The organism is Streptomyces sp. NPDC019396, assembly GCF_040632375.1.
Taxonomy (GTDB): domain Bacteria; phylum Actinomycetota; class Actinomycetes; order Streptomycetales; family Streptomycetaceae; genus Streptomyces.
On the sequence record NZ_JBEYBS010000004.1, the window covers coordinates 79,197 to 101,815 of the forward strand.

A 22,619-nucleotide genomic window follows, 5' to 3' on the forward strand; every position below is an offset into this window, starting at 1 on the left:
GATCACCAGGCCCTGTCCGGGCCCGGGCGGGTCTTCTCCCACACGGTCTAGAAGCCGCGTGTCCGCTTGGCCGCGCGGCGCTGGCCCGCCGCGGCCGGGCTGCGCAGGAACAGCCGGGCCACCTCACCACCGAGGTTCACCCCGATCGCGATCGCCAGGGCCAGGGCCGCCGCCCGTGCCAGCGAGGCGAAGCCCAGGTCCATGTTGCTCTGCGCGATGTGCAGCACCCCGAAGTAGGTGGCGCTGCCCGGCAGCAGCGGCCCGATCGCCGCCGTCACATAGGGCAGCGACGAGGTGTGCTGGAGGCGCGCGACCAGCTGCCCGAAAAGGCCCACGAGGCCCGCCGCGACGGCCGTCGCCATCACGGAGGAGCCTCCCGCCGTCAGGGCGATCGCCGCGTAGATCACCCAGGCCACCCCGCCGTTGAGCGCCGCGATCAGCACCGTCGACCGGTCCTGCTGGAGCAGCACGGCGAAGGTCAGGCACAGCACCATCGACGCCAGGATCTGCACCACGGGCCGCTCGACCGTGCTCAGTGCCCCTTCCGGGTTGAGGTTCGCCTCGAACTGCACGCCCACGTAGAGCATCGTGAGCACCCCGATGACGATCGCCACGAAGAAGTACGCGACCTCCAGCAGCCGGGCCGACGCGGTGATGTAAAAGCCGGTCAGCCCGTCCTGCACCGCCGCCACCAGCGCACGCCCGGGGATCAGCGCGAACAGCCCACCGGTGATCACGGCGGAGGGCTGGAGCCCGGCGTGCAGCGCGCTCAGCGTCACACCTATCGCCGCGGGCGGCATCGCCGCCACCACGAACTGGTAGAACTCCGGCAGCCCGCGCCCCGCGCACAGCCATGCCAGCCGGTCACCGAGCATCGCGCCGACCGCGGCCGCCAGGAACACCAGCGCGTTTCCGCCCACCAGCACGGACGCCGCCCCGGCCAGTACGCCGGCGGCGGTCGTGAGCAGCCAGCCCGGGTAGGGGTGGCGGTTACGCCGGATCTCCGCCAGCCGCCGGTAGGCCTCGTCGAGCTTGATGTCGCTGTCCTCGGCGCTGATGTCCGCGACGAGCTGGTAGACCGCGGTCAGCCGGGTGTAGTCCGGGACCCGCCGGCGTACCGTGCGGTTCGCCGTCACCGGATCGTCCACCAGTGACGGCAGATACGTGATCGACAGCAGCGTGAAGGTGACGGTGGGCTCGCAGTGGTCGAGGCCGTACGAGCTGGTGATGGCGAGCATCGCCGCTTCGACGTCCTCCGCGCCCTCACCCCCCGCGAGCAGCAGCTCGCCGATACGCAGGGTCAGGTCGAGTACGCGCGGCACGGCGGGCCCCGAATCGTCCTGCCGCTGCACCGGCTCCGGGGCCGGGCGTTCGCTCACCGGCAGCCGCACCATCGCCCGCATCCGGTCCTGCCAGGGGGCGTCCTTGGACAGCTGCACCACGGGAATTCCGTAGGCGGGGGTGAAGACCGGGGGCGCGTCGCTCGTGCGGTACGTCGACGGAAGGGTGAAGGCCGACCCCTCCGGCACGGGCGGGGGCTCGGGGTTCAGACCCTCGGGGACGGCGAACTCGGAGGAGGGGTGGTCCTCTTCCGGAGGTCCGAGCGGCGGTTCCACGCCCTTGGGAGGGGCGAACGCGCTGTGCGCCTCGTCCGACTGCGGTTTGCGGTCCTCCGCAGGACCTCCCGGCTCCGCCACCGCTCCCTGTCCCCTTTCGCTCAGGCTGTGGTCAGCCAGTATGCGACGGGCGGTGCACCCCGTGTGGGAGTGCACCGCCCGGTGAGGCTGCCAGGCAACGCGTCAGTGCGCGCCGCCCTGCGCCTCGAGGCGCTTGTAGGAGGCCTCGATCTCGGCCTCGGCCTCGGCGCGGCCGACCCAGTTCGCGCCTTCGACGCTCTTGCCCGGCTCCAGGTCCTTGTAGACCTCGAAGAAGTGCTGGATCTCCAGGCGGTCGAACTCGGAGACGTGGTGGATGTCCCGCAGGTGCTCCACGCGCGGGTCGGACGCGGGCACGCACAGCAGCTTGTCGTCGCCGCCTGCCTCGTCCGTCATCCGGAACATACCGATGGCGCGGCACTTGATCAGACAGCCGGGGAAGGTCGGCTCGTCCAGGATGACCAGGGCGTCCAGCGGGTCGCCGTCCTCGCCGAGGGTGTTCTCGACGAAGCCGTAGTCGGCGGGGTAGCTGGTCGAGGTGAAGAGGCGACGGTCCAGGCGGATCCGGCCGGTCTCGTGGTCCACCTCGTACTTGTTCCGCGACCCCTTCGGGATCTCGATGGTGACGTCGAACTCCACGGGTGGCACTCCTCCATGATCAACACATATGTAGGTGATGGTACGACTGCTCGTGAGACGGGGCCGCCCGGGGCTCCGGCCGGACGGGCCCGGTGCTGGACGGGGTGCCATGCTCGCGGCAAGACGCAGTGATTAAGTGTCCCCTACGCAACTGTGTGATCGCGAAAGGGGCTGGTCCAGGGTGCCTGACCACAGAACATGGCAGCTCAGGGCGGGTTCGGCGATCAAGCGGCTCAAGCACATCGGCCAGACCTGGCCGGCCGGCCGGAGGGCCGGGCAGCCCTGGCGGCTCACGGCGGGCGCGGCCGTGGCCGGCCTCGCCGTCGCGGCCGTCGCGGTCTCCGCGGCAGGCCCCTGGGACTCCGGTCAGCGTAAGGCCGAGCGCGACCGCGCGGCGGCGCTCAGCCGGACAGGTGGCGTACATCACCGGCCCTCGGCGCCCGATGGTCCGAATGAGCCGGCGCCCGCGCCCAGTGCGCCCGGCGTGCTGTCCGTACCCCGTGCCCCCGCCGCCGCGCCCGCCGCCATCGCCCCCGCGCTGGAACCTCTGATGACCGACCCCGGGCTCGGCCCGGTGCTCACCGCGTCCGTCGTGGACCTCACCACCGGCAAGCAGCTCTACGCGAAGAACGCGGGCGCCCCCATGACCCCCGCGTCCACGATCAAGATCGCCACGGCGGTCGCCGCACTCTCCGCCACCGGCCCCACCCACCGCATCCCGACCACGGTCGTCGCCGCCCCGGACCACCGGCGCGTCACGCTGATCGGCGGCGGTGACCCCACCCTCGACCAGGTCCGGCTCGGTGCGCTGGCCGACGGCACCGCGCGTGCCCTGCGCGACCACGGGGTCAGCACGATCAGGCTGAGCTACGAGACCTCGCTCTACGAGGGCCCTGTGCTGCACCCCATCAGCCCCAACGACAACATCGCGCCGGTCACCCCCCTGATGCTGGACGAGGGCAGGCTCGACGGCTCCACCAGGGGCCCGGCGGACCGCGTGGAGGACCCGGCACACGACGCCGCCTCGGCGTTCGTCGCGCTGCTCGCCAAGCGCGGCATCAACACCGAGGCGGGTCCCGACCGGGGCAAGCGCCCCGCCAAGGCCGTCACCGTCGCCAGAACCCTCTCGGCGCCCATGGCCGCGCTGGTCGAACGGATGCTGACCAACAGCGACAACGACATCGCGGAGGCGCTGGCCCGGCAGACCGCCATCGCCGACGGCCGCCCTGCGAGCTTCGCGGGCGGCCAGGCCGCCGTCACCGCACGGCTCAAGCGGCTGAAGCTCCCCGTCGCCAAGGCCCGCTTCACCGACGGCAGCGGACTGAACCGGGCCGACCGGGTCTCGGCCGCGCTCCTTACCGGACTGCTGGCCCGTGCGGCCGACCCGGGTCATCCCGAGCTGCGCCCCGTCCTCACCGGGCTGCCCGTCGCGGGCTTCACCGGGACCCTCACGGAGCGCTCCGAGGCCCGCACCGCCGGGCTCGTACGCGCCAAGACCGGCAGCCTCACCGGTGTGGACACCCTGGCGGGCACGGCGGTGTCCGCCGACGGACGGCTGCTGGCCTTCGCGTTCATGGCCGGGAGCACCCCGTCCTACGGGGCGGGCCGCCCGGCCCTGGACCGGATGGCGTCGGCGCTCATCCCCTGAGGCGCCCCCAAGGCATGAGACGCCCCATGAGCCCTGGCACCGGCCGTGCGCGACCTACTGGCAGCGGGCCGCCGACCACGTACGGTTGACGCATGACGAGCATCGGTGGTGCCGCTTCTCCTGGGATGGTCGACTGGAACCTCGCGGTCGCGACCGCGACCCGGCTCGTACGGCCGGGCCCCGACGTCAGCCGGGACGAGGCGCGTGCCGTCGTCGCCGAGCTGCGAAGGCACGCGAAGGCGTCGGAGGAGCACGTCCGCGCGTTCACCCGGATGATCCCGGACGACCATGTGCCCCAGGACACCCCGGTCCTCGTCGTGGACCGGCCCGGCTGGGTGAAGGCGAACGTCGCGGGCTTCCGCGCGCTGCTGAAGCCGCTGCTGGACAAGCTCCAGGAGCGCAGGTCGGCGACCCCGGGCGGCGCCGTGCTCGGTGCCCTGGGCGGCAAGGTGACCGGTGTGGAGCTGGGCATGCTGCTGTCGTTCCTCGCCTCCCGGGTGCTCGGCCAGTTCGAGACCTTCGCCCCCGTCACCCGTGAGCTGCCCGGGGCCGCCGGCAGCAACGGCAGGCTCCTCCTCGTCGCGCCGAACATCGTGCATGTCGAACGGGAGATGGACGTCGCGCCGCACGACTTCAGGCTGTGGGTCTGCCTGCACGAGGAGACCCACCGCACCCAGTTCACCGCCGTGCCCTGGCTCCGCGACCACTTGGAGGGCGAGATCCAGGCGTTCCTCGCCGAGACGGACGTCGACCCCATGGCCGTGCTCGAACGCCTGCGTGAGGCCGCACAGGCGCTCGCCGGGGGACGCCCCGAAGGCGAGGAGGGTGAGAACCGCTCTCTGGTGGAGCTCGTGCAGACCCCGCAGCAGCGCGAGATCCTCGGCCGGCTGACCGCCGTGATGTCCCTGCTGGAGGGCCATGCCGACTTCGTGATGGACGGGGTGGGGCCCCAGGTCGTGCCGTCCGTGGGTGAGATCCGCGAGAAGTTCCAGGCCCGCCGGGCCCGTGGCGCGTCCCGGCTCGACCTCGCGCTGCGCAAGCTGCTCGGGCTGGACGCCAAACTGCGCCAGTACCGGGACGGCGAACGGTTCGTCAGCGCCGTGGTCGGCGAGGTCGGGATGGACGGGTTCAACCGGGTGTGGACCTCGCCGAACACCCTTCCCACCAAGGCGGAGATCGCCAAACCGGCGGACTGGATCGCGCGGGTGCACCGTAAGGCAGACTGAGCCGTAATCACCCATCCGAGGGACCGTGGCCCATGGATAGGCGTGCAATGCTCGGGGAACGGCCCGGTTCTGTCACCATCGACGCACTCTGAGTGACGGACTCCCGTCCCGACTCCGACCGAGGCACCCCCAAACTTCACGAAGGGCATCGGACATGGGTCCCCATCCTGCGGTCGCGGCGATACGCCTGGCGGTTCGCCGCGTACTCCACGACGTGCTCAACGAACTCATCGAGCTCCCGCGCGCCACGGTCGGCCGCGGTCGCCCCGGCTGCGGCCATACCGGCGCGCGGCTGGCGACGGCCGAGCCGCCGCTGGTCCTCGTCGCCTGCTCCGGTGGTGCCGACTCCATGGCCCTCGCCTCCGCCCTCGCCTTCGAGGCCCGCAAGCTGTCCGTGCGCGCCGGCGGGATCACCGTGGACCACGGCCTCCAGTCCGGCTCCGGCCTGCGGGCGGCCGAGGTCGCCGCCCGGCTCAGGGAGATGGAGCTCGACCCCGTGGAGGCCATTGCCGTCTCGGTCGGCCGCGACGGCGGGCCCGAGGCCGCCGCCCGGGACGCCCGCTACGCCGCCCTGGACGAGGCGGCCGACCGGCTCGGGGCCGCCGCCGTGCTGCTCGGGCACACCCGGGACGATCAGGCGGAGACGGTTCTGCTGGGCCTCGCGCGCGGCTCCGGTATCCGCTCGCTCTCCGGTATGGCCGCCGTGTCCCCGACCGGCCGCTACCGTCGCCCCTTCCTCCAGCTCGACCGCCAGACCGCCCGCAAGGCCTGCCTCGTACAGCAGCTCCCCGTGTGGGACGACCCGATGAACGCCGACCCGGCGTACACCCGCTCCCGGCTGCGCCACGAGGGCCTGCCCGCGCTGGAGAAGGCCCTCGGCAAAGGTGTCGTCGAGGCCCTGGCCCGTACCGCCCAACTGTCCCGCGACGACGCTGACGCGCTCGACGCCTGGGCCGCCGATGTCGACGCCTCCGTACGGGACGAGTCCGGGCTGCTCGACTGCACGAAGCTCTACGCGCTGCCTCCCGCGGTGCGCCGCCGCGTGCTCAGGCGTGCGCTGGTGACAGCCGGTTCACCTGCGGGTTCGCTGTTCGCCCGGCATGTCGAGGAGGTCGAGCGGCTGATCACCGGCTGGCGCGGCCAGCGGGCCATCAACCTGCCCGGCCGCGTCGAGGCCCGTCGGCAGGGTGGCAGACTGGTCATCCGGCAGGGCTGAGCCGGTCCTGCCGACAGGGCCGGGCGATCGGGACGCCGGGCAGCGACAGAAAGCGACGCGGGTGAACGAGAAGGACATGGGGACCGATCTCAAATCGGTACTCATCACCAAGGAAGAGATCGACGCGAAGCTGGCCGAGCTGGCCGCGAAGATCGACGCTGAGTACGCGGGCAAGGACCTGCTGATCGTCGGGGTGCTGAAGGGCGCCGTGATGGTGATGGCGGACCTGGCGCGTGCGCTGTCCAGCCCCGTCACGATGGACTGGATGGCCGTGTCCTCGTACGGCGCGGGCACCCAGTCGTCCGGAGTGGTCCGCATCCTCAAGGACCTGGACACGGACATCAAGGGCAAGCACGTCCTGATCGTCGAGGACATCATCGACTCCGGGCTGACCCTGTCGTGGCTGCTGTCCAACCTGGGCTCGCGCGAGCCGGCGTCTCTCGAGGTCTGCACGCTGCTGCGCAAGCCCGACGCCGCGAAGGTCGCCATCGACGTGAAGTGGATCGGCTTCGACATCCCGAACGAGTTCGTCGTCGGATACGGTCTCGACTACGCCGAGAAGTACCGCAATCTGCCGTTCGTGGGCACTCTCGCACCGCACGTCTACGGCGGCTGACGGCAACCGCGGGCGGCACGGGAACCCGTGCCGCCTTCCCGCCGTTGGAGCATGGGAAGGCGGTCATGGGTGACAAAGCTGGGGTACCGTCCGAAGAACAGTCTTTTCAGTTGAGTCTCATAGCAGCATTTACCTACGGGCAGGAGGGACGGAGCGACACCGCTCCGTATGGATGGACGTGAAGCGATACTTCCGTGGGCCGGTCATGTGGATCGTGCTGGCCGTCCTCGCCGTGGTCGTGCTGATGCAGGTTGTCGGCTCGTCGGGCGGCTACAAGACGGTGGACACCGCCAAGGTTGTCCAGGCGATCAACAAGAACCAGGTCAAGCAGGCCAAGCTGACCACCGGCGATGAGCAGATCATCAAGATCGAGCTGAATGACGGCCAGAAGGTCAACGGCAGCGACAAGGTCCAGGCGAGCTACATCGGCGACCAGGGCGTCGCGCTGGCCCAGACTCTTCAGCAGAAGTACGACGCGGGCGAGATCAAGAACGGCTACACGGTCTCCCCCGAGCGGCAGAGCCCGATCCTGTCGGTGCTCTTCTCGCTGCTGCCCTTCGTGCTGATCGTGGTCGTCTTCCTGTTCCTGATGAACCAGATGCAGGGCGGCGGCTCCCGGGTCATGAACTTCGGGAAGTCCAAGGCCAAGCTGATCACCAAGGACACCCCCAAGACCACCTTCGCCGATGTGGCGGGGTCCGACGAGGCCGTCGAGGAGCTCCACGAGATCAAGGAGTTCCTCCAGGAGCCCGCGAAGTTCCAGGCCGTCGGAGCCAAGATCCCCAAGGGTGTGCTGCTGTACGGCCCGCCCGGCACCGGCAAGACGCTGCTCGCGCGCGCCGTCGCGGGCGAGGCGGGCGTCCCGTTCTACTCGATCTCCGGTTCCGACTTCGTCGAGATGTTCGTCGGTGTCGGTGCCTCCCGGGTGCGTGACCTCTTCGAGCAGGCCAAGGCCAACGCCCCGGCCATCGTGTTCGTGGACGAGATCGACGCCGTCGGCCGGCACCGCGGCGCGGGCCTCGGCGGCGGACACGACGAGCGCGAGCAGACCCTGAACCAGCTCCTCGTGGAGATGGACGGCTTCGACGTGAAGGGCGGCGTCATCCTGATCGCCGCCACCAACCGGCCCGACATCCTCGACCCGGCGCTGCTGCGCCCGGGCCGCTTCGACCGGCAGATCGCGGTCGACCGCCCGGACATGCAGGGCCGTCTGGAGATCCTCAAGGTCCACCAGAAGGGCAAGCCGGTCGCGCAGGACGTCGACCTCGCGGCCGTCGCCCGCCGGACCCCCGGCTTCACCGGTGCCGATCTGTCGAACGTGCTGAACGAGGCGGCCCTGCTGACGGCTCGCAGCGACATGAAGCTGATCGACAACCACATGCTGGACGAGGCGATCGACCGCGTCGTGGCGGGTCCGCAGAAGCGGACCAGGATCATGTCCGACAAGGAGAAGAAGATCACCGCGTACCACGAGGGCGGACACGCCCTGGTCGCGGCGGCCTCCCCGAACTCCGACCCGGTGCACAAGATCACGATCCTGTCCCGCGGCCGGGCCCTCGGCTACACGATGGTGCTCCCGGACGAGGACAAGTACTCGACCACGCGCAACGAGATGCTCGACCAGCTGGCGTACATGCTGGGCGGTCGCGCGGCCGAGGAGCTGGTCTTCCACGACCCGACCACGGGCGCGGCGAACGACATCGAGAAGGCCACGGCCACGGCACGCGCCATGGTCACCCAGTACGGCATGACCGAGCGCCTCGGCGCGATCAAGTTCGGCGGTGACAACACCGAGCCGTTCCTCGGCCGCGAGATGGGGCACCAGCGCGACTACTCGGAAGAGGTCGCGGCGCTGGTGGACGAAGAGGTCAAGAAGCTCATCGAGACCGCGCACAACGAGGCCTGGGAGATCCTGGTCGAGAACCGCGACGTGCTCGACAACCTCGTCCTCGCCCTGCTGGAGAAGGAGACCCTCGGCAAGGAGGAGATCGCCGAGGTCTTCGCCACGATCGTGAAGCGCCCGGCCCGGCCGGCGTGGACCGGCTCCGCCCGACGCACCCCGTCCACCCGCCCGCCGGTGCTCTCCCCCAAGGAGCTGGCACTGACCAACGGCGCGGCCAACGGGACCGCCACCGGCACGGGCAGCACGGTGACGGATGTCACCAAGACCGCGACCGAGCCGGTCGCGGAGGATCGACCGGAGGCCTGACCTGGCGGTTTCCGCCCGAGAGGTCCGATTTTCGGAATGAACACGGCACTCCCCAGGTTCTAGCCTGGGGAGTGCTGCGTTATGCACGTTTTTCACGTCGATGGCAGGACAGGAACGAGGCACACATGACCGACCCGGTGACGCTGGACGGCGAGGGCACGATCGGCGTGTTCGATGAGAAGCGCGCCGAGAACGCGGTGCGCGAGCTGCTCATCGCGGTCGGCGAGGACCCGGACCGCGAGGGTCTGCGGGAGACGCCGGGACGGGTGGCCAGGGCCTACAAGGAGATATTCGCGGGCCTGTGGCAGCAGCCCGAGGACGTGCTGACCACGACGTTCGACCTGGGCCACGACGAAATGGTCCTGGTGAAGGACATCGAGGTGACCAGCTGCTGCGAGCACCATCTGGTGCCCTTCAGGGGCGTGGCCCATGTCGGCTACATCCCGTCCACCAGCGGCAAGATCACCGGCCTTTCGAAGCTGGCCCGGCTCGTGGACGTGTTCGCCCGCCGTCCGCAGGTGCAGGAGCGGCTGACGACGCAGATCGCCGACTCCCTGATGAAGATCCTGGAGCCGCGCGGCGTGATCGTCGTGATCGAGTGCGAGCACATGTGCATGTCGATGCGCGGTATCCGTAAGCCCGGTGCCAAGACGATCACCTCGGCGGTCCGCGGACAGCTTCGGGATGTGGCGACGCGCAACGAGGCGATGAGCCTGATCATGGCGAACTGACGGCCACGGGTCGCCGTCCGGGCCGCCGAAGCGGCCCGGCCAGCCCCCTGGCCGACGCCACGCCCTAGGCGGTCGGGACGCGCCCCGTGCCGCCGTTGTGGGCGTTGTCGCCGTCCTCCGGGAGCTTGCAGACCCGCTCGAGGAACAGGGCGGCGGCGATCACCGCGAAGCCCGCGAGCACGGCGAAGCCGGCGTAGATCGCCTGGTCGCGGCGGACCGGGATGTCGAGGGAGCCCAGCAGGAAGACCCCCGTGCCGGCGTACATCCCGCTGACCAGAGCGGCCACCAGGGCGCTGGCCTGGCCGAAGACCACGGCGCGGGCGGCCATCATGGGCTCCACGCCCTTGGCGCCGGGGCGGCGCTCGCGCTGGGCGCGGAGGCGGGCGCGCAGGGAGAGGGCCGTGGCCGAGAGGACGGCGGCGATCGCGGCCAGGACGATCGGCGCGGCCAGCGGCACGCTCGGCAGCGTGCCGAACGCGTCCCACATGCGCGCGGCGGCCCAGGACAGCACCCCCGCCGCCACGAAGAGCCCGGCCAGTACCCCAAGCCGCAGTTGCTTCACCGAGTGTCCTTGTGTCCCTTGTGTCCGTCGTGCTCGCAGTCCTGTAGAGCCTAACGACTACTCAGGCAGCCGGAGTTCCAGGTCGGCGCGCGCCACGACACCCTCCCGGCCGAGAGCCGTGAGCAGCTCGGCGATCGCTCCGCGGCCGGGGAGCTGGGCGGCGGGGTCCACGTCGTTCCACGGGGCGAGCACGAAGGCACGCTCATGGGCGCGGGGGTGCGGCAGGGTGAGGACGGGGTCGTCGGATACCACCTCCGCGTACGACACGATGTCCACGTCGATGGTGCGGGGGCCCCAGCGCTCGTCGCGCACTCGGTCGAAGGCCTCCTCGATGGCGTGCGCGCGCTCCAGCAGGGAGCTGGGCGGCAGGGTGGTCTTCACCACCACCACGGCGTTGAGATACGAGGGCTGGGAGCCCGGATCGACGCCCCAGGGCTCCGTCTCGTAGACCGGCGAGACCGTCTTCACCCGCACGCCCGGGGTGTCCTCCAGGAGGTCCACGGCGCCCTGGAGGGTCTCCAGCCGGTTGCCCAGGTTGGAGCCGAGGGCGATCACGGCCCGTTTCGGGTTGGAGAGGGTGATGTCCGCAGCGTCTACCTGCTCGACGACGGCGGCGGGCACCGGCTGCACTGTGGGGTCGCTCATGCTCGGCTCCGGGTGATCGTGACGGTCACGTCGTCGAACGGGACGGTGATCGGGGCGTCGGGCTTGTGCACGACCACCTCGACCTGCTGGACGCCGTCGTGCTTGAGGCACTGCTGGGCGATCCGCTCCGCCAGGGTTTCGATCAGATCCACCGGCTCGCCCTGGACGAGGGCCACGACCTCTTCCGCCACCACGCCGTAGTGCACCGTCTTCGACAGGTCGTCGTCGGCCGCGGCGGGGCGGGTGTCGAGGCCGAGCACCAGGTCGACGATAAAAGTCTGGCCCTCTTCCCGCTCCCGGGGGAAGACACCATGGTGCCCGCGGGCCTTGAGGCCGCGCAGCGCGACACGATCCACGCGAATCACTCCTGCTGTCGTTGGTCCGGCCCGCTGGCCGGGCAGTGGTGGTGCGGCAAGCGCACAGTCCTGAATCTACCTGCGGGGTCCGGCAGCACCGCGCCACGGGGGGCATGGGCGACACCGGCAGCGGACTGGAAGCGGCGCCTACCCAGGTGGTCCTGGATCAATCCCCGGAATCAGCTGCCTGCCCCGGGGCCCACTCCCTCGGGCCCTCGCAGGTGCCCCCAGGATCCCTCAGGCGGGGGATTCGCCGTCCTCTTCGTCCTCGGTTTCGGTCAGCACGGGTGACCCGTGATGTGACCAGATCCTCCAGCCGTCCCGTGTGCGGCGGAACACATTCGTCGCCACCACGAGCTGCCCCACGAGGGGCCCGAGCTCGCCCGCCTCCTCCGACGGCCCTCCGCTGAGGATGTTCTCGGTGCAGGTGACCACGGCGGTGTCGCCGGCCACGCTGACCCGTACATCGGTGAGGAAGAACTGGATGTACTCCGTGTTCGCCATGATCAGCGCATAGGAACGGAGCACCTCGCCCCGCCCCGACAGCACGGGCCAGCCCGGGTGCACGCAGGAGATGACCTCGTCCCCGTCGTTGTCCGGCCCGTCCAGCCAGAGCATGGACATGTCCTCGAAGTCGCCGCGTTCCATCGCCTCGTAGAAGGCGGTGTTGGCCGTTTCGACCTCTTCGATATCCGTATGGGGCGTGGCGTCGGCGTCGCTCACAGGGCTCCCTCGACGGCGCGTGCGACCCGTACGGCGTCCGCCGTGGCGCGTACCTCGTGCACCCGGACCGCCCAGGCGCCCTCGTGTGCCGCGATCGCCGAGACCGCCGCGGTGGCCGCGTCGCGTTCCCGTGCGGGGGGCGGGCTGGCGGCGCCGCCGGCGAGCACATGGCCGAGGAAGCGCTTACGGGAGGCCGCGACCAGCAGCGGGCGGCCCAGTGTGCGCAGATCGGCCAGATGGGCGACCAGCGCCAGGTCGTGTGCGGCGTGCTTGGCGAAGCCGAGGCCGGGGTCGAGCACGATCCGTTCGGCGGCGACCCCGCCCGCGATCACCGCGTCCATCCGTTCGCGCAGTTCGGCGAGCACCTCGGCGACCACGTCCCCGTACACCGCCCGGTTGTTCATGTCCGCGCTGAAGCCGCGCCAGTGCATCACCACGAAGGGCACATCCGCGTCGGCGACGGCCGGGATCATCCGGGGGTCGGCGAGCCCGCCGGACACGTCGTTGACCAGAGCGGCGCCCGCCGCGACGGCCTGGGCGGCGACGGAGGCGCGCATGGTGTCGACGGAGACGGTGACGCCTTCGGAGGCCAGCCCGCGAACGACGGGGATGACCCGCCGCAGCTCCTCGTCCTCGTCGACCCTGGTGGCGCCGGGGCGGGTTGACTCACCGCCGACATCGATCAGATCCGCCCCCGCGGCCACCAGGTCGAGCCCGTGCTTGACGGCGGCCGTGGTGCCGAACCAGCGGCCCCCGTCGGAGAAGGAGTCCGGGGTCACATTGACGACCCCCATGACCGCACAGCGGTCCCACTCCGGCAGGCCCCTGACCGTGCCGCGGCCGCACAACGACGTACTCATGCGTCCAGCCTAGTGCGGTGAGCGGTGAGTCCTGCCGGTATGCCGGACAGTACCTACGCCGCGCGGGCCTCGCCGTCCCCGACCGAGGCGGGACGGATGTGGTGGACGCAGGGCCGCGGCGGACGGGCCTTGCGGCGGCGGAACGGGCGCGGCAGGGCGAAGGTCACGAAGCCTTCCGCCTGCATCGCGGCGAATCCGATGCGCGGCAGGTCCCTGGTGTTGCGGAACACCACGAAGCGCGGCTCCCAGCGAGGCTGGAACTTGGCGTTGAACTTGTACAGCGACTCGATCTGGAACCAGCGGGACAGGAACACCAGCAGCCCGCGCCAGGTGCGCAGCACCGGTCCCGCGCCCAGCTTCTCGCCGCGGGCGAGCGCCGAGCGGAACATCGCGAAGTTCAGCGAGACCCGCGCGACGCCGAGTTTCGGGGCGTCCTGGAGAGCGGCCACGATCAGCAGCTCGTTCATACCGGGGTCGGCCGACCGGTCGCGGCGCATCAGGTCCAGGGACATACCGTCCTTGCCCCAGGGAACGAAGTGGAGCACGGCCTTCAGGTCGCCGTACGGGGAGTCCGGGTCCTCCTTGTGCGCGGTGGCGATCACGCTGTCACCGTCGGAGGGGTCGCCGATGCGGCCGAGTGCCATGGAGAAGCCGCGTTCGGTCTCGGTGCCGCGCCAGTCCTCGGCGGCCTGGCGTATCCGCTCCAGCTCGCCGTCCGAGAGGTCACGGACGCGGCGTACCCGGGTCTCGTAACCGTTGCGCTCGATGCGCTTCACCATCTGGCGCACATTTCGCATGGCGCGCCCGCTCAGCGAGAAATCCGGGACGTCCACCACCGCCTCGTCGCCCAGCTCGAGGGCGTCCAGACCGGTCTCCCGGGTCCACACCTGGCCGCCGGTCTCGGAGCAGCCCATCACGGCCGGGGTCCAGGAGTGGGCCTTCGCCTCGTCCATGAAGCGCTCGATCGCACCCGGCCAGGCCTCGACGTCGCCGATCGGGTCGCCGCTGGCGAGCATCACACCGGAGACCACGCGGTAGCAGACGGCGGCCTTGCCGCTGGGGGAGAACACCACGCCCTTGTCGCGGCGGAGCGCGAAGTGCCCGAGCGAGTCGCGGCTGCCGTGCCGGGCGAGCAGCTCGCGCAGCTGGGCCTCGTCGTCCTCGGTGAGCCGGGCGGCCGGCTGCTCGGGACGGAAGGCGAGATAGATGGTGGTGACGGCGGTGAGCAGGCCGAGGGCGCCCAGCGAGTAGCCGACGGTCCAGTCGACCCCGCCCTCGTAACCGACGGGGCCCTCCATGCCGAAGAGCCCGAAGAGGACGTGCTCGAGCCGGTCGGTGAGGCCGGGGCTGCCGATGACCTTGTTCGGGTGGGCGCTGACGATGACCAGGCCGAGGCCGATCGAACCGGCGCCCATCAGAACGAAGTTGGCGAGTGCCCGCCAGCGGCTGCTCGGGTCGGGCAGCGCGGCGAACTGGTCCCGGTGCCGCAGCAGCAGGGTGAGCAGCGCCAGTGACAGCAGCACCCCGATCACCGAGTTGCGGTACATGAACTGCGCGACCGCTCCGGCCGGCAGCAGCACGACCGCGGCCCGCCAGGCCCGCCGCTTGTTGCGCTTGAGGCCGTGTGCGAGCAGCAGGAGCAGCACGCCCGCGCTGAGCGACAGCGCCGCGGCGAACGGTCCGAGCGCGCCCGGGAGCACCTCGGCGAGTGCGTGCATCCGGCTGTGCCGGAAGCGCGGGAACACGCCTGCGGCGATGTCGATCAGGCCGATGAAGGTACAGGCCATCCCGACCAGTGTGGGTACGGATTCGGCGCGCGGCCCACTGAGGATCCGGCGTACCCGAACCGGAACCAACCCTGACTTGTCCCCATCTACCGTGACAGACATCGCTTCCCGTGACTCCGAGAGAGGTGTGAGTCCCTCGCCGCAGAAACGTCGGCGCGGACAGTGCGCTCTCTAGGACGGCACTTCCGGGCAGCGGGTTCATCCGCCCTCAGGAAATTCTCAGGTTCCCGGCCCTCGTCCGCGTCTGTCTTCACGTCCATGTCCGCACGTCCACACGTCCGCGTCCAACTCCACGCACACGCCCTGCCCACGTCTCACGGAAGTAGCTTGATCACCTCATGGGTCTCACCAGTAACAAGGTTCTGGCGCTGGCCGTCCTCGCCGCCGCGGCCTTCTTCGCCGCGACGATCTGGCTTTGGCCGCGGCTGTCCCGCACCGGGTGGCGCAGCGTGCTCGGCCGGATCGGGCTGCTGCTGGCGACCCAGTTGGCGATCTTCGCCTCGGTGGGCCTCGCCGCCAACAAGTCCTTCCTGTTCTACGGCTCCTGGTCCGATCTCCTCGGCCAGGAACAGGAGATGGGCGTGGTGGTCGACCACGCGGCGAGCAGCAAGCACGTCATGGTGGTCGGCAAGCAGAAGACCGGCGCCCCGGGCGGCTCACGGCCGGCCGTCGGCGGGCAGATCCACAAGGTCGTCATCAAGGGCGAGAAGTCCGGTGTCGACAGCCCGGCCTACGTCTATCTGCCGCCCGAGTACTTCCAGCCCGCGTACGCCGCCAGGACCTTTCCCGCCGCGGTCGTGCTGACCGGCTACCCGGGCACCGCGGAGAACCTGATCAAGGGCCTCAGGTACCCGAGAACGGCGTACGACCACGCCAAGAGCGGGAAGATGCAGCCGATGATCCTGGTGATGCTGCGCCCGACCGTCGCTCCGCCGCGCGACACCGAGTGCGTCGACATCCCGGGCGGTCCGAAGAGCGAGACCTTCTTCGCCAGGGATCTGCCGACCGCGATCTCGGCGACCTACCGCGTCGGCAGCAAGCCCCGCAACTGGGGCTTCATGGGGAACTCGACCGGTGGCTACTGCGCGCTGAAGATCGCTCTGCACCACCCGGAGCGGTTCGCCGCCGGGGTGGGCCTGTCCGCGTACTACAAGGCCGCGGAGGACGCGACCACCGGTGATCTCTTCCACGGCGACAACGACGAGCGGAAGCGGGCGAATCTCCTGTGGAGCCTGAAGAACCGCCCGCAGGGCGCGTCCTCGTTCCTGGTGACCTCGTCGAAGCAGGGCGAGAGCAACCTCGGTGGCACGCTGGAGTTCATCAAGAGGGTCAAGTCCCCGGCGCGGGTGTCCTCGATCATGCTGAACAGCGGCGGCCACAACTTCAACACCTGGCGCCGCGAGGTGTCCCCGGCGCTCGTGTGGCTGAGCGGGCGGCTCAGCGCCGTGTGACCCGTGTACGTCCGGCATTTCTCCCAGGGCGACTTCGGGACGTGGCCGCCCTGCACGACCGGCGGCGACGGGTCTCCGGGCGGTCCGCTCGAACTGAACGAAGAGATTGCCCGGCCGACCCCCCATTCGTCACCTACGCACGGTAAATTTCAGGCCATGCCACGTGGACGCCACCGCCATTCCCCACCACTGCACCGGCTCATGCCGCCTTCCGCGGTCGCCGGGGCTTCGGTTCTCTGTGCCGCCGGTGCCTGGCTCTTCGCGGATACGCTCGTGCTCCGCTTCATGGTCGCGGGGGCGGCCGCCGCCGCGGTCACCGGCGCGGTGCTCATGCGCAGTTGGGACCGGAACGCGGGCCGCCGCGTCGCCGAGCTCACCCGCGCCCGCGCCAGCGACGCCTGGAAGACCGAGGAGCGCGTCGCCGAGCTGGAGGCCGACCTCGACGAGTCCCGCGAGCTGCGCACCAAGCTGGACGGCAAGCTCCGCGCCAAACGGGTCGAGCTGGCCAAGCTGCGCAATGAGCACGCCGCACTGCTGAAGCGTTACGCGACCGCGGAGGCCGAGCGGGCCAGCGCGCTGGAAGGCCGCAGACAGCTCGCGATCGAAGCCTCCGCGCCGAAGGAGCTGCCCGCTGCCGGTTCCACGCCGACGCCGTCCGCGTATCTGCGGGCCGCCAAGGCGCTGGAGAACCTGTCGCGCAACGCCGCGGCGCAGGAGGCCGGGCGCACCGTCGACGAGGCCCGCCCCCGCGATGCCGCAGACCGGGCGCGTGAGGCGGACGAGCCGCAGGGGAAGCACGCGGCGGTCGCCGGGGAAGAGCAGCACGCCCGCCCGTCGTCCGCCCTTCCCGCGCGCAGGCCGACGCCCGCAGCGGCGGTCGTCCCGTACGTCGCACGCCAGCCCCGTCCCCTGGGCGGCTTCGACTTCTTCGGCGCCGGCCGTGTCGCCGCCGCCGAGCTCGAGTCGGTCCAAGGGGAGGACCTCGCGGACGTGGTGGGCGAGGAGGCGCTCGCGCACGCCGCCGAGGCCGCCCGCGCGAAGACCCGGGACGCTGGCGCTGCCGGGGAGCGGGCGGTCGGTGAGGTGATCGACCTGACCGAGCACGACGAGACGGAGCAGCTCGACGTCACGGAGCTGCGGACCGCGATTTCCTGAGGGATGGCATGTGAAGCGGGGGCCGTCCGGCATCAGCCGGACGGCCCCCGCTTCACGTCCCATCGCAGCCGGGGCTGCTTGGCTCTACTTGTCGATGTCGCCGACCACGAAGAACATCGACCCCAGGATCGCCACCATGTCCGCGACCAGAGTGCCCGGCAGCAGCTCGGTCAGCACCTGGACGTTGTTGTACGAGGCCGAGCGGAGCTTGAGGCGGTACGGCGTCTTCTCCCCCTTGGAGACCAGGTAGTAGCCGTTGATGCCCAGCGGGTTCTCGGTCCAGGCGTAGGTGTGGCCCTCGGGGGCCTTCAGCACCTTCGGCAGCCGCTGGTTGATGGGCCCGGGCGGCAGCTCGGCGAGCCGGTCAAGGCAGGCGTCCGCCAGATCGAGCGCGTTGTGGGTCTGCTCCAGCAGGCACTCGAAGCGGGCCAGACAGTCCCCCTCGGTCCGGGTGACGACCTTCAGGGTGTCCTGGAGCGCCCCGTACGCGAGATACGGCTCGTCGCGCCGCAGATCGAAGTCGACCCCCGAGGCGCGGGCGATGGGCCCCGAGACCCCGAACGCGTGGACCGTCTGCGGGGTCAGTACGCCGACGCCGCGGGTGCGGCCCCGGAAGATCTCGTTGCCGAGGACGAGCCGGTCGTACACATCCATCCGGGAACGCACATCCGCGACCGCCTGCCGGGCGCGTCCGGTCCAGCCCGCGGGCATGTCCTCCTTGAGCCCGCCGACCCGGTTGAACATGTAGTGCATCCGGCCGCCGGAGATCTCCTCCATCACGGCCTGGAGCTCCTCGCGCTCACGGAAGGCGTGGAACACCGGGGTGATTCCACCCAGTTCGAGAGGGTACGACCCGAGGAACATGAGGTGGTTGAGCACGCGGTTCAGCTCGGCGAGCAGGGTCCGGGTCCAGACGGCACGCTCCGGCACCTCCATGCCCAGCATGCGCTCGACGGCCATGACCACACCGAGCTCGTTGGAGAACGCGGACAGCCAGTCGTGGCGATTGGCCAGCATCACGATCTGCCGGTAGTCGCGCGCCTCGAAGAGCTTCTCCGCGCCCCGGTGCATATAGCCGATCACGGGTTCGGCGTGCCCGACGCGCTCCCCGTCCAGGACGAGTTTGAGCCGGAGCACGCCGTGCGTGGAAGGGTGCTGCGGTCCGATGTTCAGCACCATGTCGGTGCTCTCCGCCGCGCCGCCGATGCCGACCGTCGTCTCCGTCATGGCGACAGTATCCCCCGGCCGCCGGGGTGACGGAGGGCTGGCCCGAAGAGCGGACACCTCAGCTGCTGCCGCCCCGTCCCGGCACGGGCTGGCGCAGCCAAACGAAGTCTCCGAGCCCGCCCCGCGCGGTCAGCTCGGCGGCCTCGCCCGCGGCCGCGAGCGCCCGGACGTACGCGGCGGGGTCGGAGGCGGCCAGCGACAACGGTGGCCGCCCGCCCGAGACGCCGAGGCGTTGCAGCGCCTCGCGCTGGCTCAGCAGCTCGGCGCCGGGTCCCGTGCACGCGTCCAGGGCGACATGAGCCGTGATGTCGCAGCCGCCGTCCGGGACCGGGCGGACCTCACGGCCGTCGCGGAAGCCGGTGAGGCTGCCGAAGGGCGGCCGGGTGTCGGCGGTGTGCGCGTAGTCGACGGCGACGGCGAGCCCGGCGTCCAGCGTGGCCACCGCGGCGGCCCACGCCTCGTCGCGCGCCCGCCCGATCTCGGCCCTGGCGCCAGGCCCGGTCAGGGGCCACCACCGCTCGAGCCAGTCCGCGTCCGCCCCGCTCACCGGCTCCCCGAGGCGCTCCGCACCGTCCTCGGGGCGCACCAGGACGTAGCGGGCGAAGCCGGCCTCGTCCACCTCGGCGACATCCACCGGGACGTTGTCCAGCCACTCGTTCGCGAAGAGCAGTCCGCTCGCACCCGCCGGGGGGCGCTCCGACCACTCGATGCGCGGGTCGAGCCCCCCGGGGCGTGCGGCCCGCTCGACCGCGCAGGCCCGCACCGGCCGCCCGTCCGGCAGCCGCCCGGCGTCCGGCAGCGCCGCCAGCACGCTGGTCAGCAGCTCCCCGCGCCCGGCACCCATGTCCACCAGTGTGATCTCGGACACGTCCGGAAGGGCCTCGGCCGTCTCGGCCAGCAGCCGGGCCACGGCCCCGGCGTACAGCGGCGTGGCATGCACCGAGGTCCGGAAGTGCCCCGCGGGCCCCTCCGGACGCCGGAAGAACCCGGCCGACCCGTACAGCGCCCGCTCCATCGCGAGCCGCCAGGGAACCCAGCCCGCCGCGTCCTGGTGCCCCGCTGTGCCTGGACTGTGTTCGTCTGCCTCATACGTCACGTGTGTCAGTGTCCACCTTGCGGAGTAGGCGGTCAGCGAGCGGATCGACCCTCCGGTTGACTCCGGCACCTTTCCGCTGTCCCTACGCTGGGTTACGTGCAGCGCCTCTATGACTTCATCCGCAGACACCCGACGGGCGTCGACACCTTCTGGGCCGTCGTCCTCTTCGGGTTCTCCATGCTGTGGGTCGTCCAGGACACCGAGGGCAACCAGCCGCGCCCGCTGGCGGCCGTCCTCGTGCTCCTGCTCTGCCTCGCAGTCGCGCTGCGCCGCCGCGCCCCCGAGAAGATGCTGCTGCTCGTGGCAGCCGTCGGGGCCGCCCAGCTCGCGCTGGACATCCAGGTCAACGCGGCGGACTTCGCCATGCTGGTGATCATCTACACGGTCGCGGCAAACGAGGGCCCCCGCTGGGCCTCGCGCCTCGCGCTCGCCGGTGGCCTCGCCGCTGCCCCGCTCGCCCAGCTCCGCTGGCCCGAGGGGAACATGGGCATCGGCCAGCGGATCGTGGTCACCACGGTGATGGCCGTCCCCTTCGCCCTCGCCTGGGTCCTGGGCGACTCCCTGCGCACCCGCCGCGCCTACTTCGCGCAACTCGAGGAGCGCGCGGCCCGGCTGGAACAGGAGCGCGAGGCGCAGTCCAAGGTCGCCGTGGCCGCCGAGCGCGCCCGGATCGCCCGTGAGCTGCACGATGTCGTCGCCCACAACGTCTCCGTGATGGTGGTCCAGGCCGACGGCGCCGCCTACGTCATGGACACCGCACCCGACCAGGCCCGCCAGGCCCTGGAGACCATCTCCACCACCGGCCGCCAGGCCCTCGCCGAGATGCGCCGGCTGCTGGGTGTGCTGCGTACGTCGGACGCCCCGGAGAGCGGGGAGTACGTGCCGCAGCCTGACGTCCAGCAGATCGAGGACCTGGTGGAACGGGTCCGCGAATCCGGCCTTGCGGTCGACTTCAGGATCGAGGGCACCCCCCGCCCGCTGCCGAGCGGCGTCGAACTCACGGCGTACCGCATCGTCCAGGAAGCCCTCACCAACACCCGCAAACACGGCGGCCCCGACGCCGGGGCCAGCGTCCGGCTGGTGTACTTCGACGACGGCCTCGGCCTGCTCGTCGAGGACGACGGCCGGGGCGCCTCCCACGAGATGTACGAGGACGGCGGCGCCGACGGCAAGGGCCACGGCCTGATCGGCATGCGCGAACGCGTGGGCATGGTCGGCGGCACGCTGGACGCGGGGCCCCGGCCGGGCGGCGGCTTCCGGATCAGCGCTCTGCTCCCGCTCAAACCCGCGCACTAGGTGTATTGACCACGAGCGTTGTTAACAGTGCCGGGTCTTGATCATGGCGAAGACCTCCGGTGTGGTGGAGGTGTCTAGGACTACACCGCACGGAGGTCTTCGTGTCCCACCGTAATGCCCGCCTGACCGTTCACGGCAGGCGGCTGCTGGTCGAACGTGTCCGTGCCGGCCGACCGGTCGCGCATGTGGCGGCCGAGATGGGCATATCCCGCCCCACGGCCCACAAATGGATCCGGCGCTGGAAGACCGAGGGCGACGCCGGCCTGGCCGACCGGCCCAGCAGGCCCGTCGCGACCCCGCACCGGACTCCGTCCGCGGTGGAAGAACAGGTCTGCGAGCTGCGGCGGACCCGCAAACTCGGGCCTGCCCGGGGGCGATTCCGACAACGCTGCGAGCGTGCGTGCCAGGCGTCGCGGGGCAGGCGGGACTTTCGAAGCACGCCCTAGGACCGGGCGGGTCCGGCTTCGCGTCGGTTCCGATCCGCGGTTCCGCTCTGCTCCGATCCGCGGCCTGTGCGGCATCAGACCAGGGGCGCCGATGTCCGCGACCGCCGGCAGAACCGGAGGTCCCGCCCTGCCACCCGTGCCCGGGGACCGGCCGAGCGCAGGACGACGTCCAGCACCCGGTCGGGGTCGGCGGCGTAGCAGTTGCTGAACCAGGCCATGTTCGCCTCGACCACGGCCCACCGGCCGGGGGCCCGGTTCGCGGGTGCGGCCAGCAGCCCCACGTCCACGACCACCGCGCTCGGCAGGCCACCGCCGGCCGTGGCCAGGAGTTCGCCCGCGAACTCCATGACGGCGTCTTCATGGCGGTGCCCGGTCAGCGGTCGCGCGTCGAGGCGGCCGTAGGTGGCGTACTGCGATCCCGTGCGGACCTCGCCATCGAGGACGTGCAGGCGGAACTCCGCCGCCCACGTCACCACTTCGCTGACCAGAACCGGTGCCTCTGGTGGCAGCTCGGGCAGCTCGGGCAAGCCCCTGCCGGGGCCGCCGTAGACAGCGGCCGGGAAGCTCTTGTCGCTCGGCGGCTTGATGAACGCGGGCTTCGTCAGACAGCGCGCCTCGCGCAGGGTCGCCAAGGCGATGCGCCGTCCCGTGTGCTCATGGGGCAGTGTGGCCAGCCATTCGTCAGACGGCTCCAGGAGCGCGACCCCGAGGCCGTCCACGGCGCGCGCCGCGAAGGCTGGTCCGCCGTAGTAGTGGCCGCCACCTTCCCCCGGCCCGGTGCCCGCACCGCCGTGGACCGGAAGCACTTCCACGCGCATGTCCCGCCCCCGCGCCGCCGCCGAGAGCAGCTCACGGGTCGTGGTGTATTGCGGCGCGACCGCCAGGAAACCCTGTTCGTCCATGATTCTTGACCCTGCCACCGATTCGGTCGCGCGGTCCACGGTATTCGTGCCGGCCATGAGGCAGTCGACGACCGCAGGGAAAGCCGTCGTCGACGGCCGGGTGCAGCGCTGCGCCGCCAGGTCGCCGTGCTGCCCCAACGCGCGCCGTATCAGCCCTCAATGGCGGCGGTCAC

General features: G+C 71.1%; 20 protein-coding genes and 1 pseudogene. 10 read left to right on the forward strand and 11 right to left on the reverse strand.

The window, feature by feature from the left end:
• Positions 1–47: 47 nt before the first annotated feature.
• Positions 48–1,697: a threonine/serine exporter family protein gene (locus ABZ532_RS05790; RefSeq protein WP_361279842.1), complete on the reverse strand. Its 1,650-nt coding sequence runs from the start codon at positions 1,695–1,697 to the stop codon at positions 48–50.
• A gap of 102 nt (positions 1,698–1,799) precedes the next feature.
• On the reverse strand, positions 1,800–2,294 hold the full coding sequence (locus tag ABZ532_RS05795; RefSeq protein ID WP_019888410.1) for an inorganic diphosphatase: 495 nt from the start codon (positions 2,292–2,294) through the stop codon (positions 1,800–1,802).
• A 241-nt stretch (positions 2,295–2,535) separates the two neighbouring features.
• On the opposite strand from ABZ532_RS05795, the gene dacB reads away from it, so the two are divergent.
• The 6 genes from dacB to folE all read left to right on the forward strand — a co-directional run bounded on the left by dacB (position 2,536) and on the right by folE (position 9,940).
• Positions 2,536–3,942 (forward strand): D-alanyl-D-alanine carboxypeptidase/D-alanyl-D-alanine-endopeptidase, encoded by a 1,407-nt coding sequence (gene dacB / locus ABZ532_RS05800; RefSeq protein WP_361280103.1) that lies wholly within the window; start codon positions 2,536–2,538, stop codon positions 3,940–3,942.
• 92 nt (positions 3,943–4,034) lie between these two features.
• The gene (locus ABZ532_RS05805) at positions 4,035–5,168 is read left to right on the forward strand and encodes a zinc-dependent metalloprotease (RefSeq protein WP_361279843.1); all 1,134 of its coding nucleotides are present in this window, start codon (positions 4,035–4,037) and stop codon (positions 5,166–5,168) included.
• 154 nt (positions 5,169–5,322) lie between these two features.
• Positions 5,323–6,384, forward strand: coding sequence for a tRNA lysidine(34) synthetase TilS (gene tilS / locus ABZ532_RS05810; protein WP_361279845.1), 1,062 nt, complete (start codon positions 5,323–5,325; stop codon positions 6,382–6,384).
• Between the two features lie 76 nt (positions 6,385–6,460).
• The gene (hpt, locus tag ABZ532_RS05815; protein ID WP_361279847.1) at positions 6,461–7,000 is read left to right on the forward strand and encodes a hypoxanthine phosphoribosyltransferase; all 540 of its coding nucleotides are present in this window, start codon (positions 6,461–6,463) and stop codon (positions 6,998–7,000) included.
• A 172-nt stretch (positions 7,001–7,172) separates the two neighbouring features.
• Positions 7,173–9,209 carry an ATP-dependent zinc metalloprotease FtsH gene (gene ftsH / locus ABZ532_RS05820; RefSeq protein WP_361279848.1) on the forward strand — a complete coding sequence of 679 codons (2,037 nt, stop codon included), beginning with the start codon at positions 7,173–7,175 and terminating at the stop codon, positions 9,207–9,209.
• A 125-nt stretch (positions 9,210–9,334) separates the two neighbouring features.
• Entirely contained in the window at positions 9,335–9,940 is a 606-nt protein-coding gene (gene folE, locus ABZ532_RS05825; RefSeq protein WP_361279849.1) for a GTP cyclohydrolase I FolE, read from the forward strand.
• Between the two features lie 64 nt (positions 9,941–10,004).
• Here the strand turns inward: folE and ABZ532_RS05830 are convergent, their stop codons facing one another.
• The 6 genes from ABZ532_RS05830 to ABZ532_RS05855 all read right to left on the reverse strand — a co-directional run bounded on the left by ABZ532_RS05830 (position 10,005) and on the right by ABZ532_RS05855 (position 14,975).
• Complete coding sequence (locus ABZ532_RS05830) at positions 10,005–10,502, reverse strand: DUF3180 domain-containing protein (RefSeq protein WP_361279850.1); 498 nt, start codon at positions 10,500–10,502, stop codon at positions 10,005–10,007.
• A 57-nt stretch (positions 10,503–10,559) separates the two neighbouring features.
• The gene (gene folK, locus ABZ532_RS05835) at positions 10,560–11,147 is read right to left on the reverse strand and encodes a 2-amino-4-hydroxy-6-hydroxymethyldihydropteridine diphosphokinase (RefSeq protein WP_361279851.1); all 588 of its coding nucleotides are present in this window, start codon (positions 11,145–11,147) and stop codon (positions 10,560–10,562) included.
• Complete coding sequence (gene folB / locus ABZ532_RS05840; RefSeq protein WP_361279852.1) at positions 11,144–11,503, reverse strand: dihydroneopterin aldolase; 360 nt, start codon at positions 11,501–11,503, stop codon at positions 11,144–11,146. Before folB ends, folK begins: the two co-directional genes overlap by 4 nt.
• Positions 11,504–11,740: 237 nt before the next feature.
• Positions 11,741–12,226 carry a nuclear transport factor 2 family protein gene (locus ABZ532_RS05845; RefSeq protein WP_361279853.1) on the reverse strand — a complete coding sequence of 162 codons (486 nt, stop codon included), beginning with the start codon at positions 12,224–12,226 and terminating at the stop codon, positions 11,741–11,743.
• Positions 12,223–13,086, reverse strand: a complete 864-nt coding sequence (folP, locus tag ABZ532_RS05850) for a dihydropteroate synthase (protein WP_361279854.1) — start codon at positions 13,084–13,086, stop codon at positions 12,223–12,225. Before folP ends, ABZ532_RS05845 begins: the two co-directional genes overlap by 4 nt.
• 53 nt (positions 13,087–13,139) lie before the next feature.
• Positions 13,140–14,975 (reverse strand): phosphatidylglycerol lysyltransferase domain-containing protein, encoded by a 1,836-nt coding sequence (locus ABZ532_RS05855; RefSeq protein ID WP_361279856.1) that lies wholly within the window; start codon positions 14,973–14,975, stop codon positions 13,140–13,142.
• 236 nt (positions 14,976–15,211) lie between these two features.
• Between ABZ532_RS05855 and ABZ532_RS05860 the strand changes: the two genes are divergently transcribed.
• Positions 15,212–16,324: an alpha/beta hydrolase-fold protein gene (locus ABZ532_RS05860; RefSeq protein ID WP_361279858.1), complete on the forward strand. Its 1,113-nt coding sequence runs from the start codon at positions 15,212–15,214 to the stop codon at positions 16,322–16,324.
• A gap of 156 nt (positions 16,325–16,480) precedes the next feature.
• A complete protein-coding gene (locus ABZ532_RS05865; protein WP_361279859.1) occupies positions 16,481–17,479 on the forward strand; it encodes a hypothetical protein in 999 nt (332 codons plus the stop codon).
• An 84-nt stretch (positions 17,480–17,563) separates the two neighbouring features.
• On the opposite strand, the gene ABZ532_RS05870 is transcribed toward ABZ532_RS05865, so the two are convergent.
• Both ABZ532_RS05870 and ABZ532_RS05875 read right to left on the reverse strand, forming a co-directional pair.
• Entirely contained in the window at positions 17,564–18,706 is a 1,143-nt protein-coding gene (locus tag ABZ532_RS05870) for an NADH-quinone oxidoreductase subunit D (RefSeq protein WP_361279860.1), read from the reverse strand.
• A gap of 58 nt (positions 18,707–18,764) precedes the next feature.
• A complete protein-coding gene (locus ABZ532_RS05875; protein WP_361280104.1) occupies positions 18,765–19,721 on the reverse strand; it encodes an SAM-dependent methyltransferase in 957 nt (318 codons plus the stop codon).
• Positions 19,722–19,898: 177 nt separating this feature from the next.
• Here ABZ532_RS05875 and ABZ532_RS05880 point away from each other — a divergent pair, with 177 nt between their 5' ends.
• Entirely contained in the window at positions 19,899–21,098 is a 1,200-nt protein-coding gene (locus tag ABZ532_RS05880) for a sensor histidine kinase (protein WP_361279862.1), read from the forward strand.
• Between the two features lie 101 nt (positions 21,099–21,199).
• Positions 21,200–21,469: pseudogene (locus ABZ532_RS05885) on the forward strand (leucine zipper domain-containing protein); the annotation flags it as partial.
• A 149-nt stretch (positions 21,470–21,618) separates the two neighbouring features.
• Here the strand turns inward: ABZ532_RS05885 and ABZ532_RS05890 are convergent.
• The gene (locus ABZ532_RS05890; protein ID WP_361279863.1) at positions 21,619–22,446 is read right to left on the reverse strand and encodes an ATP-grasp domain-containing protein; all 828 of its coding nucleotides are present in this window, start codon (positions 22,444–22,446) and stop codon (positions 21,619–21,621) included.
• Positions 22,447–22,619: the final 173 nt, after the last annotated feature.